Source organism: Palleniella intestinalis (genome assembly GCF_013166595.1).
GTDB lineage: Bacteria > Bacteroidota > Bacteroidia > Bacteroidales > Bacteroidaceae > Prevotella > Prevotella intestinalis.
Genome location: NZ_JABKKG010000003.1, coordinates 206,133 through 219,692, shown reverse-complemented (window position 1 = coordinate 219,692; position 13,560 = coordinate 206,133). Strand labels below are relative to the sequence as shown.

The window sequence follows — 13,560 nt, the reverse complement described above, 5'->3', positions numbered from 1 at the left end:
TTAAGGTAAAAGCATTTGGTTAATACATCTTTCCAAGCACCCAATTAATGAACGATGTAGGGAAGAGTCTGCCGGCAAATATGAAGAGGTGGTACATCATACCTGTTGTGTTAAATGCCCACGGACGGCGAGCTGTGGCAGTGCGGTAGATGCAACGTGCAATCTGCTCTGCCGGCATACCGTTCTCCTCGTCATGTTCCATCTGCTTGACAGCCTTGTCCATGTGAGTGTAAATGTCCGCACCCTCAACGATTTTCTTTCTCTGGAAGTTTGTCTTGACATCTCCGGGAAGTACACTGGCAACTGTGATGCCAAACGGACGAACCTCATTGGCAAGAGCAAGCGCCATGGAGTTCAGCGCAGCTTTGGAGGCAGAGTAGAACGCCTGGAAAGGAATGGCATAAATGGCTGCAACACTGCTTGTAAACACGATGCGCCCCTGACGACGCTCACGCATATAGGGAAGGACTGCCTGCGTGATGTTCAGAGCTCCGAAGAAATTAACCTCGAACTGGCGCTTCGCATCCTCCACTTTTGTGAACTCTATCGCTCCGGAGACACCCATGCCGGCATTGCATACAAGGATGTCCACCTTGCCGGAAGAGGCAATGACTTTCTCCACTGCCGCACGGCATACAGCAGGGTCAGTCACATCGCAGTCGACATGGTTGATACCGTCATGGCTCTCGCCATGTCGTGAGAACTCGTATACCTCATAGCCTTTACTAACAAACAGCTCGGCTGTGGCTTTTCCTATTCCGGAACTCCCTCCGGTAAGTATTATTGTCTTCATATCGTTTTTTATTGTTTTCACAGATCTATTTATCCATCCTTGATAGCAATCCTGCCGCTCACCAGCCGAATGCCTTCGCATCCTTCATCCATAATCCTTGGGCACGGAGAACCTGTTCTATGACATCCCTGCCACAACCATATCCTCCATTATAAGGAGAGACATAAAGACTTATCTCGCGGATGTCACTGCAAGCATCTTTCGGACAACACGGACATCCTACCCTTCTCATTACCTCATAGTCAGGAATGTCATCGCCCATATACATAACCTCCTCATCAGAGAGTCCCGAATCAGCAAGGAACTTATTGTAAGTCTCAACTTTCACGGCGCACCCCATGAAAATATCCTTAACTCCAAGATTCTCATAACGCTTGCGCACAGAAGATGTGTTGCCACCGGTCAGGATGACAATCCGCAGGCCAAGCTTCTGCGCCAACTGAATGGCATAACCGTCCTTGATGTTCACTGTACGCAACGGCTCTCCTGTACTATCCATAGTGATAGTGCCGACAGAAAGAACGCCATCGACATCAAAGATGATGGCACGTATTTTTGTCAAATCATACGGAATCATGTTCTTATGACATTATTTCTTGAAATAGTTCAGCGCAGAACCGATGGCAGTGGCAAACTCGGAATGTTTCGGTATATGATACCGCACGCCATAGATCTGTTCCATAATCCCAAACACCTTCTTGCACTGTGGAAGAAGGGTAAGATTGCCTATCATCACAAAATCCTTTATCCCACTGCTGATAGATGCAAGGATTGCCGCCGAGCCGATTGTCTGCACAACAGAACAGATGATGCCTAACGCTATGTCCTCGTGCTTTGCCGTGGCCTTGGCATTCCCGAAGAGTGATGCCGTGGCAAATGCCGGCAGACCGGGGATTTCCTCTGCACATATATCACCTATCTGCAAGTCAATGTTGGAGATATTCCCATTCTTGGCAAGGCTGGAGACATGCTTTATGTCATCCGTGCCCAACAACAGTCGTGAAAGACCGGCAAGCGTTCCGCCACCGATACCAAGTCCACCGATATGATGCACCTCGCCGTTGTCATATTTCACAAGTGTGGTTCCTGTACCCATGGAGACAACAAGCATTCTGTCAAGACCGCTCTCATACTGCGCTCCCAAACCGTCTGCCACAAACTCATCGGTGCGAGCTGTGGGAAGACCATAAATGTCACCCTTGATATATGCAGCTCCGACACCTGTAAGCATTACTTGCTCTATGTCACCGAGAGTAAGATTGTTCTCGTTGATGTACTTTCCGAAAGCACCATAAAGCGAGGTGACGGGGTCTGTCGCCTTGATGCGTATTGGAGAAATTATCTTTCCGTCGCGTATGCCGACTATCTTAGTCGTGGAGATGCCGACATCTATTCCTATCACAGTCTTCATAATATAAAAAGGCTGATGTTCATTATACATTAAAGTGACTGCTGGAAAGCAATTTTATATTGAAAAAAATTATCGAAGCCATAACCAATATAAAACAAAGCCTCCAACAGCCACTTATATTATTATTTTATAACAAGTGTCTTGACCTTCTGCCAGTCTATGTCATCGGTAGAATCTACCTCTTCATCATAAACCTTAATCTCCGTACCAGGACGGCAGAACACCGGCATCTCGTTGAGAGAAACCTCAACATTGCGATACCACTTTCCACCTTCAAAATGCTCGCCGGTAAAGAAGTTCACCCACTCTCCCTCAGGAAGATAGATGTCACGGCGGTCATTTCCGTTCATAACAGGACATACAAGGAACTTGCGTCCGAAGTAATATTCATCGTCAATGTGCCATACGGTCTTGTCCTCCGGATGATGCATCAGCAACGCCTGAACCATAGGCCAGCCGGACTCTGTGGCAATGTGTGACTCCTCTATAATATAAGGTAAGAGACGGTAACGCAGACGCCACCATTTCTTTACGTCCTCGGCTATTGTCGGATAGTACCATGGCTCACGCTTGTGGGAACCGTGATAGCGCATGTGGGAAGAGAACACACCGAACTGTGTCCAACGCATGTAAACCTTAGGGTCGATTACCGAGTTCATGAAGTCCGGTTCGCTATGGAAACCCGGCACATCATGACTCCAGAATGCAAAACCGGAGAGTCCGAAATGCAAGCCGCCTTTCAGAGAACCTGCCAGTCCTGCCCATGAACTCTCGGAGTCACCACCCCAATGCAAAGGATAGCGCTGACAACCTGCCCATGCTGCACGTGCCCAGACAATGCCGTCGCCAGTGACATCCTTCGTTACCTCATAAGCCGCCTTCTGGTACAGCAATGAGTAGATGTTGTTAAGCTGCTCCGGTGTCATGGACTCGTAAGTTGCATCCATGTGGATGTTCTCACCGAAATCGGTCTTTATGCACTTCACACCCATGTCAAGTAGATTCTTCAACAGACCTTTATACCACTCCGTAGCCTTCTCGGAAGTGAAGTCTATCGTACCTGCATAGTCAAGGGTTGAGAAGTTTGACGCACCGGATGTTCCTGATGCTGTATCCCAACCTCCTGTCGGTGTGGAGATATACTTATTTGCCTTTGCCTCCTCTATCTGCTCTGCACCATTGGCAACGTAAGGCAGCTGCCAAAGCGAAACCTTATAGCCATTGTCGGAAAGACGCTTCAGGAAACCTTCCGGATTGGGAAAACGCTCAGGATTGAATTTCCATTCGCAGAGCCAGTCTGTGCGGAACCAACCTGTGTCAAGGTGAATCACGTCACACGGATAATGCTCGGCACGCAGCCTGTCGCAAATCTCGTCCACCTCATCGGCTGAGAAATATGTCATGCGTGACATCCATATACCAAATGACCAAATCGGGAGCATCGGAGGGAAGCCTGTCAACTGACGATAGTGGAACAAGATGCGCTCCGGAGTCTCACCACCAATGATGAATGTGTCAATCGTCGCGCGGTCATTGCGGAACTGCACAGAACGGCTTGAGTGGTCAGCAAGCGAAAGGCGGCAATAGTCGGAAGTATGGTAGAACACACCATACATACGGCTTGACATATAGAAAGGTATATTCTTATATGCACGCCTGTTGTTCACACCTTGTCCGTCCTGGTTTTTCAGATAGAATGTCTGACCGGAAAGGTCCATCTTGCGGAAACGCTCGCCTGTGCCGACGAAGCACTCATCGGCCTCACATTTGAATGATACTGTTGCACGGTCCGGATTGCCTTCTGTAAGGCAGAAACCTATCGGCAGCGCATCATAGCGCGGAGGAGAGAAATGGTCATCGCTCAATTCCACCCCTTTTGCAAGATTGCCATCAGGGTACACCGTCAGATGTATTGTCGGCTGTGGACCGGGCTGCAGGTCGCTCCACCATTCTATATTATAAGGGGTAAGGCCTATCCTTGCACGTGTCCTGCCGTCATTGTCCTTTATGGTATAGACATTATCCGCCAACTCGACAGACAACGGCTTATGCGCCAAAGTTTTGTCAAGCTCCAGCATATAGCTGCCAGTGTCCTTCATCTCATCATCCACCATGGATGTGAACATACGGACAATAGAATCGCCATAGGCACGGAGAATCAGAGTGTAATTCCTCTGTGGCACATTTGTGTCGGCAAGCATATCTTCCTGCAGCACCTGCTTCTGGTAAGGCACAGCGATATGTATGTCGCCATCGACAGCCTTCACCTCTGTTGACGTATAGGCCTTCCACAAGGACTCATCCTTTGACAGACTTTCATCAAAGTCCATCCAATCAAATAGGTAGTAGTTCGTTTGTTTCATTATCTTTGTTCTGCATGACTGTGCAGATAGCACTCTATTGCCTGCAATCCGCACAGCCTATGTAATTCACTTATCAAGGTCAATCCTTATTCGCCTTCTTTCGCTCGTTATGGTCAAGGATTGTCTTGCGTATACGCATGGACTGTGGTGTGACCTCCACAAGCTCATCGGCCTTGATGTATTCAAGGCATTCTTCCAAAGAAAGCACTGTCTTAGGAATGATGCGTGCCTTATCATCGGAACCGGACGCACGAACATTGGTCAGCTGCTTTGCCTTGGTCACATTGATGACAAGGTCATTGTCATGGACATGCTCACCCACAACCTGACCGTAGTAGACATCCTCACCCGGATCGATGAAGAACTTTCCTCTGTCCTGCAATTTGTCTATGGAGTAAGCAAATGCGTTACCGGTCTCAAGAGCAATCATAGAACCGTTTGTACGACGGAGAATGTCTCCCTTGTATGGCTCATATTTCTTGAAACGGTGAGCCATGATAGCCTCACCCTGTGACGCTGTAAGGACATTTGTACGAAGTCCCATAATGCCACGGGAAGGTATGTCAAACTCAATGTTCACACGGTCGCCCTGCGCCTCCATTGAAGTCATCTCGCCCTTGCGGCGTGTAACCATGTCAATCATCTTTGAAGAGAACTCCTCCGGCACATTGATAGTAAGTTCCTCGATTGGCTCACATTTCACACCGTCAATCTCTTTGTAGATTACAGTAGGCTGTCCCACCTGCAACTCATATCCTTCACGACGCATTGTCTCAACAAGGACAGAGAGATGGAGCACACCACGCCCGCTGACTATCCATTTGTCTGTGGAGTCTCCGAAAGGTTCTACACGGAGGGCAAGGTTCTTCTCAAGCTCCTTTTCCAAACGGTCATTGATGTGACGTGAAGTGACAAACTTGCCTTCCTTGCCAAAGAAAGGAGAATCATTGATAGTGAAGAGCATGGACATTGTCGGCTCGTCAATGGCAATCGGCTTCATTGGCTCAGGATTCTCGAAATCACAGATAGTGTCACCAATCTCAAACTTCTCCAAACCAATAATCGCACAGATGTCACCACTCTGGACTTCCGCAGCCTTGGCATGTGACATGCCCTCAAAGACATGCACCTCCTTAATGCGTGTCTTCTCCATGCTGCCGTCACGGTGGGCAATAGTGACATTCATGCCTTCCTTCAGCGAACCACGATGAACACGGCCGACAGCAATGCGTCCCGTATAATTAGAGTAATCCAAAGATGTTATGAGCATCTGCGGAGTGCCCTCAAGCACAGTCGGAGCAGGGATGACCTCAACAATCTTATCCAAAAGATAGTCGATATTGTCAGTAGGAACATTGTAATCCTCTGACATCCAACCGTTCTTGGCAGAACCATATACTACAGGGAAATCCAACTGCTCCTCTGTAGCATCAAGCGAGAACATCAGGTCAAAAACCATCTCGTAGACTTCCTCCGGACGGCAGTTAGGCTTATCAACTTTGTTCACCACAACAATAGGCTTCAGGCCTATCTGCAAAGCCTTCTGCAATACGAAACGAGTCTGCGGCATAGGACCTTCAAAGGCATCAACAAGAAGAATACAGCCGTCGGCCATATTCAGCACGCGCTCCACCTCACCACCGAAATCGGAGTGTCCCGGAGTATCGATGATGTTTATTTTTGTCCCTTTCCAATTGATAGAGACATTCTTTGACAAAATCGTTATGCCACGCTCTCTCTCAAGATCATTGGCATCAAGCACTTGGCCGGAATTGTTCTGGCCGTCACGGAAAAGCTTTCCCGCAAGCATCATCTTGTCAACCAAAGTAGTCTTGCCATGGTCGACATGCGCAATAATTGCGATATTTCTAATATCCTGCATAATCTTTTTTGGTGTTCCAAAGAAACACAATTTCATTTTACCGTTGCCATCCTGCCACAATAGCATGAAAACCAGTATCATTGCATTCCTGTGACAGAAAAACTTATGGTTACAACCTAATTATCATTATTTTTCGGTGCAAAATTACAAAAAATATATTAAATATTTTGCTGATAGAGGAAAAAGTTGTAATTTTGCAACGCATTTTCACTAAGGAGTGCTGCATTCGATGATGTGCCGGACTACGATTAAGGTTGCGGAGACATCAGAAGAACGTAATTAACAAACCATTAATCACACTAAATTCATGTATTTAGACCCAACAAAGAAGGCAGAGATCTTCACACAGTACGGAAAGTCAACAACTGACACAGGTTCAGCAGAGAGCCAGATCGCACTCTTCACTTACCGTATCAAGCACCTTACAGAGCACCTGAAGGTTAACCACAAGGATTTCAGAACAGCACGTTCACTGACAAAGCTCGTCGGCAAGCGCCGTGCTCTCCTTGACTACCTCTACGACCGCGACATCAATCGCTATCGTGCCATCATTAAGGCTCTTGGTCTCCGCCGATAAGATGTGCCGCCGGGATTCATTCCTACATCGGCAATCTTCGATTAATGAGAACTCAAATCTCGCCACCAAAAATAATGGTGGCGAGATTTTTTTGTTGCACCCCATTCGACCTTTCATCTCCATGGCATAGCACAAGCACACTCGGCTCTGCCCATCTGGCTTTACGAAAACATACCCACGGCATTCTCCCGGCACTATAATATAATATTGTATGGCAAATCTGTCAAAGAACACTTGTAATCCCCCATTATCAAGGTTTCGATTACGGATGCAAAGCCAGTGCCAACCGAATGCAGACAGAATTAATTCATGTATGCTAAGGTGCAACTTATCTTCGCTGGTGCAAAGGTACAACATTTCACAAGCGATTCCAAATTTTATAGGGGTATCAATGGGGGGGGTACATGCCATTATCTTTGTTGTTTTTCATGTTTTAAGCAAAGATTTTACTATATAAAAACATAGGAGTTATAATAAAAGCTCTGAAATCATGTTGATGAACTTATTATAATAATTGAGGCGTGTCTCTTCATTGGGAAAGAGATACGCCTCATAGTAATAAGGTGCGAAGAAAATACGATTATTCTTTTCTTCATAAATCTGGCAGGAATGTTAAGCATTCTTGAATCTTGCAATTTATGTCAGATGTTAAAAAGACACAGAAATAAACATCTTGTCAGAAAGTTCATTTATCACAATCATCCATAATCTTCCAATGTCCACCTCTTGCAGGTCCGATATGCTGTATTTTTCCCGAATCTTTCAATCTGTTGATAATGTTCCGGACAGATTTCACAGACAATCCACTCGCTTTAGCCAATCCAACTATTGATATGGAGTTATCCTTAGATATAAGTAGTATTATCTCTTTGATTTCATGCCCTTTTTCATGCCCTTTTTCATGCCCTTTTTCATGCCCTTTCATGCCCTTTTGAGCCTTTCTGTTTAATTTTACGCAAACCTCAAAAGCTGTGATTTTATCAACCCTGAACTCCGGTATAGGGTTTCCATTCTCTTTAAGCATTGTTTTTACACGCTGTATACCACGATTGAACATATTGACATATTTCATGCCTTTCATCGCCTCTGCTATAATGGGATTGCGGTAATCATTTACTTTCGGAAAATTCTCAGGACGTGCTTCACCATACAGACCACCGGCATTCATTATTTCAATGCGGTCTTTGTATTGATATAATCTGATGGGCATATTTGACTGATAGTCGCGGTGCATACAGGCATTCATGAGTAGCTCCCGAAGAGCTGGAAAGGGATAATTGACGACCATTTTCTCACGTAACACACTTTCCGGAATAGGGCGTTCCATAACAATCGCATCACGCACAAATGTATCCAACTGTGGCAGCATTGCATAAAGCCCTCCATGTAATTGGCGTTCATTCATTATCTCACTTCCATTGTCCACACCTTCAAAATGAACATATTGGATATAGGCACCAGACATGAAGTATTTGGGATTTTTCCCAAACAGAATAAGAGAAGCATACGTTGGACAATCATGCTTTAAGTCATATAAGTGTATGGCAGCTAATTGTTCTTTCACATTACGTTTGTCATTAACCAAGATCTCTTCATCAATGATTTGTGGCAGATACTTGTTTACAATAAAGTCTACATCAATATCCGTCAGTTTTGCATCGAAACAAGGCATAGCATCAAATGTCGCCATAAACGCAGTGCGTCTCTCATTCAATATGCGCTCTTCTGCTTCTGTTGCAATGTCTCTACGTGGACCAATGCGGATGAATGTTCTGCCACGATAACGCACAGGTGGCAGTAATGATGGAGAGACTTCTACAACAAGTAAATCACCATCGTCAAACTCAAACCGTTCAACAGACATAATAGGTACAGGAAGAATATTTCCATCCGACCTTATACCTGATATTCGTTTCATCAAGGCATCATTGACCTTAAGCCCGGACAAACATCCATTGTCTCGAGCTCCAATTATCAGATATCCTTTCTTGTGAGAACCTGGCAAGTCATTTGAGAAAGCGCATATTGCTTCCTGAAACTTATCCATGTCTCCTGTAGACACAGTGCGCTCTATTCTGTATGTTTCTGTGCTATGCAGAAGCTTTATGAGTTCGTCTTTGTTTATCATATCTGACAAAGTTTATTATTTTATTTTTGGTTTAATCTCAATAACATCATCAATAATTGCAGACTTGTCCCTTACTACTTTTTTTTCAACGACTTCCTCATATTGAGGCGATACATGTATTTTAAGACATCCTTCTTTTGTATAATCTCGTGATTTAAACTCCCATACAACAGGAATACATGTAACATTATCTTTTGCAATAATACTAAAATGAAATTGCATAGAATCCTTTAATAATAATGGAATTATAGGTTCATACACAATACCGTTATCTATCTTGAAAACATCTCGTTCGTTATCTATACGTGCATTAGCCTGAGCCTTTTCCACATCAGATATTCGCCAATCATTTATATAATGATATGGTGTATCGATATTTTCTACTTTTGACATGTCTAAGTATAAGTACAACTTACAATCGTCTAATGTTACGTTACCTGTGTTTTCTATGTCAATATACACCTTTTGCCATCTATAATCATGCTCTCCCCGAATAGCTATTTTTTGCTGTTGTGCTATCTTTCTGTTTAAATTCCTAAGCTTTATCAAAACTGGGTCATATTCCGTAAACTCCTCAAAAACAGTTTTGATAATTGTTCTTACATATTCCGGATAGATAGTTACTGTTTCATTTCCTTGAAATGATACATTTATGTTTGCAACATCTTTATACTGACAGTTATTGACATACCACTGGTATGTAGACCTATGCTGTTCTAATAAATCAACAATATCTTCCCATGCTTTATATTCTATTCCAAAATCTTCATTCTCCAAATGTTCAATATTCTTTTCACGGATGTATTGCTCAATTTCCGCATCTTTGTTTGCCGTAGTAGCAAAAATTAATTTACCCAATTTCGGTCTGAAATTTCTTGCATTATTTATCTCTTCGTCAACAATCTTCTTTTTTAATTTAGCATGGGTATATTCGTCTTTCAATTTACATTGAATCCCAAAATAACATTTTTCACCTTTAGGCATAGCATAAATGTCTACACCATGTTGATTTTGACCACTACGTCCATTTCGAACTATGCTATCTGAACAATTCCATATCTCTCCCCATAAAAACTTACAGAGTTTCTCAAAGTCTTGCCAATTCTCAGGTTTTCTTATTTGTGTAGGTGATATCATATATTATTATATTTCTCTTTTGTTATTGGTGTATCTGGATTGATTATTTTCATCTCATTATAAGTTAAGCCGTAGAGGTGATATACAAGTAAGTCTATTTCATGCTCATATGTAGAGGTATCTGCATTTGCATCTGAATTCTTAGCAGAAAGAATACTATCAACAAGTTTTGCTATCGGTTGTTGCTGTTCTATGGAAATATTGGGAAAGGGAATGTTTTCTATTTCATAACTATTGACATTACTGTTTGTGCTGAAGCATCTAAAATACCAATTAACTAATTTTGAATTCAGTATGCCCAATATATACTTAAGTTCAAAGCCCTCTACTGGTATTATATAGTTACACGAATGGGCAAGATATAGATTATTATCAATTAAAGTGGCGACTATTCTTATTTTGTCATTAGCTCCTGTCATTCCTTGCATTGCTATACGAGGAATTGCATGGTGAGAAGATTTTTCCGACTTTGGGAATGCTTTCAAATAGGCAACCTCATCAACAGTTTCATTAACTCCCTGGCTGACATCTTCTGTCCAGAAATATCTTTGTATGGAAGCACCTTTAAGCACTTTCGGAAACGTTGTGTCACATGAGAAAAAATTACGATGAATAGTCATATTAAGTTCCCCTTGGAAACAACGCAGATAAGTCTTTTTGTTTATGTTGTTTATTTTTATTACTAATGGCAGATGCTCTTGCCTTAATCTAGGTATAGAGAAACCTTCAGGATCAATGCTCTCTATTTCTGAAGATACAAAATGTGTCGTTATACCAGATGATTTGTATTTGTCATCCCAGATATTAACAACAAATGGCATGTTGTTTTTTGTATGTTTTACAGTTAAGATACATACACTCATTTTGGCAGATTCAAACACACGCTTTTTTATGCTATCACGTTCAGGATAAGAATCTACCACTATTATTTGATTATTCTGCAAGACATTCTTCCTCAAAGTAGCTGCCTGTTTGTCCGCCAAAAAAGAATTTTGGAATATATAGGAGATTACACCATTTTCCTTTACAAGTGTATTCAATGCTTTTGCCAAAAATAATTTATAGGCATTCAACTTTCCTCCAAAAGCTATTTTCAATTCCTCTTTAGATTTCAAATTGGATATTTCATCTTTATGAGAACCTTCGTAAACAAAATACGGCGGATTACCAATGACAACATCAAATCCCCCATTGCAGAATATGTCACTAAACATAATCTCCCAGTCAAAGAAATTTATGTCTGTTTGTGCTCTATCCATCAATGAATAATTAGGAGTTTTCAGTTTGGTCAGCATTCCGTCTATTGCGTTTATGCTCTTCTGTTTGATGTGATAAATCTGCGTTGCCTTTTCTTCTTGTTTCTTTTGTGCTTTGGTTAATACAGGTTGGTCTGAAAACAAATCCTCGGTATCTGTTCTCATTCCACAGAGTGCACTCTTCTTATGGAAGCCTAATTGATACCCGACAATATCAAGAATCTTATGTTTGACAGCAATCTCACATTCCAATTTCTTATCACCATTTAAGCTATACAACTGGTTCTGCAATATAAACAGCTCTCTTTTCATTCTGTTTATTTTCACCTTTCTGTCTGATGGGCATGACAAGTCAAGGTACTCATCATTGAAAGTTGTCAACAATGAGTTTCCACGTATAATCCTGTAATCAAGGTTTGGCAGTGGCGATGGTTCTGTTTCTTCCAACAATATAGCCAGCCAGAATCGCAGGCGAGCAATGTCTACCGCTCCCTGCTCTATATCCACACCAAAAATGTTGTTCTTAATGATAGACTTCTTCACTTCAACAGGATTGAACGCTTCAGGAAATTCCAAGTAATCATACAAATGCCTGCGTGTGGAGTACAGCAAATCCAAAATGCCCATAGGGAAAGCTCCGGAGCCAATGGCAGGGTCGCATACTTTTACGTTGCAGAGAAGATTATACACCATTGTAGCATTTCCTTTTTCCTGCAATGATTGATTGACGAAACCTGTATTGATAAGTTCCTCAATGTCAGGATACAGTGTCTCCTCCGTGTTTGTTTTCAGATACTGGATGATACTCTGTTTGCACATATACTGTACAATCTCCTTTGGAGTATAGAACGCCCCTTTGTCTTTATTATCCTCCAACAGACTCTCGAATACACGTCCAAGCATTTCCGGGTCGATGCCTATTTCCGAATCATTAGGGTCGTTCTCGTCAACAGTGAAGTTATACCGACTAAAGAAATCGAAGAGATTGTCAAAGTATTCCATCGGGAACTTGACAGTGCGTCGGTCATCATCGCTCTGTTCAAATAGTCCGCCATTGAGGTAAGGGATGCCCTTCCATTCCTCCAACAAATCCGTGTCCCAATGATTTCTTGTGAAAACATCCATTCTTTTTTCTAATGGAGTATTCAGCACACCAAAGAACAGAGGTTCAAGTACAGCGTCAAGGAAATCTTCCTTTTGGGAAGAAGATTCATACAAGCTGTTCATATAATCATAGCTGCCATTGAGCCAGCCCTTGCGCTGCAAGAAATAAAGGAATGTGAGTCTTCCCATCATCTTCTTGATATAGTCACGGACAGCCTTTTTGTCATTCTTGAATTCAGCAAAGATTTCTTCCGTCGGCTCTCCCTTTTGCACTTCTACCCACTTACCTTTAACTTTTTCGTATCTTGTTCCTGTAATATACTGTACGAAATCTGCATACAAGTCACGATAGCCGTTAAAGAAATCATCTGAAACAGCTTGTACAGAGAATGCCTCCTTTAATGCTGCATCATCAAGTTTGCTTGATGCAAGTTTGGTGAAACGTTCTGTGATTGTCTTCGCAGAGAAATTCTTACCTAACAAGTATGTGTAACGCTTGGCATCTGTGGATGAGGCATTCGTGTCTTTATGCAGATATGAAAATCTCCAGCTTCTTCCTTTTGGCTCATCATAATGAAATACAATGAATGCATGAGAATAGTTGGCAAGTTCTTTTCTTATCCATCGCTGAATGTTTACACGGGAACGCTCCAACTTAGAATGACTATTTACAGAAACATCAAACAGCTCTATTGGGTCATTTCCTACTGCATTAGTGTCAATGCACCCAAAGTGTATGATTTCTGTAATATTTGCGTTGGTAGCATACCTGTCTATTTCCTGTGATTCAGGATATTGGAATATCTCTGCACTCTCCTTGAATATAGGTAAAATCACTTCGTTGGCAATAGTGTTTATACCGGGATAGTCACTATTGAATATGTTTTTAAGATTATCTTTCAGCATATC

Annotated in this window: 9 protein-coding genes; 1 reads left to right on the top strand and 8 read right to left on the bottom strand. The window is 42.6% G+C overall.

The window, feature by feature from the left end; genetic code table 11:
- Positions 1-19: 19 nt before the first annotated feature.
- The 5 genes from HPS57_RS05615 to typA form a co-directional block, all read right to left on the bottom strand.
- Positions 20-793 (bottom strand): SDR family oxidoreductase, encoded by a 774-nt coding sequence (locus HPS57_RS05615; RefSeq protein ID WP_172181036.1) that lies wholly within the window; start codon positions 791-793, stop codon positions 20-22.
- 58 nt (positions 794-851) lie between these two features.
- Positions 852-1,370: a KdsC family phosphatase gene (locus HPS57_RS05610; RefSeq protein ID WP_172181034.1), complete on the bottom strand. Its 519-nt coding sequence runs from the start codon at positions 1,368-1,370 to the stop codon at positions 852-854.
- A 12-nt stretch (positions 1,371-1,382) separates the two neighbouring features.
- A complete protein-coding gene (gene coaW / locus HPS57_RS05605; protein ID WP_172181032.1) occupies positions 1,383-2,204 on the bottom strand; it encodes a type II pantothenate kinase in 822 nt (273 codons plus the stop codon).
- 122 nt (positions 2,205-2,326) lie between these two features.
- Positions 2,327-4,567 carry a glycoside hydrolase family 31 protein gene (locus HPS57_RS05600; protein WP_172181030.1) on the bottom strand — a complete coding sequence of 747 codons (2,241 nt, stop codon included), beginning with the start codon at positions 4,565-4,567 and terminating at the stop codon, positions 2,327-2,329.
- Positions 4,568-4,646: 79 nt separating this feature from the next.
- Complete coding sequence (gene typA, locus HPS57_RS05595) at positions 4,647-6,449, bottom strand: translational GTPase TypA (RefSeq protein WP_172181028.1); 1,803 nt, start codon at positions 6,447-6,449, stop codon at positions 4,647-4,649.
- Between the two features lie 307 nt (positions 6,450-6,756).
- Between typA and rpsO the strand changes: the two genes are divergently transcribed.
- Entirely contained in the window at positions 6,757-7,026 is a 270-nt protein-coding gene (gene rpsO, locus HPS57_RS05590) for a 30S ribosomal protein S15 (RefSeq protein ID WP_172181026.1), read from the top strand.
- 685 nt (positions 7,027-7,711) lie between these two features.
- On the opposite strand, the gene HPS57_RS05585 is transcribed toward rpsO, so the two are convergent.
- Genes HPS57_RS05585 through HPS57_RS05575 form a run of 3 tightly spaced genes read right to left on the bottom strand, consistent with a single transcriptional unit; the run spans position 7,712 to position 13,557 of the window.
- Entirely contained in the window at positions 7,712-9,154 is a 1,443-nt protein-coding gene (locus HPS57_RS05585) for an ATP-binding protein (RefSeq protein WP_172181024.1), read from the bottom strand.
- A 15-nt stretch (positions 9,155-9,169) separates the two neighbouring features.
- The gene (locus tag HPS57_RS05580; protein ID WP_172181022.1) at positions 9,170-10,291 is read right to left on the bottom strand and encodes a restriction endonuclease; all 1,122 of its coding nucleotides are present in this window, start codon (positions 10,289-10,291) and stop codon (positions 9,170-9,172) included.
- Entirely contained in the window at positions 10,288-13,557 is a 3,270-nt protein-coding gene (locus HPS57_RS05575; protein WP_172181020.1) for an Eco57I restriction-modification methylase domain-containing protein, read from the bottom strand. The genes HPS57_RS05580 and HPS57_RS05575 overlap by 4 nt, the downstream gene beginning before the upstream one ends.
- Positions 13,558-13,560: the final 3 nt, after the last annotated feature.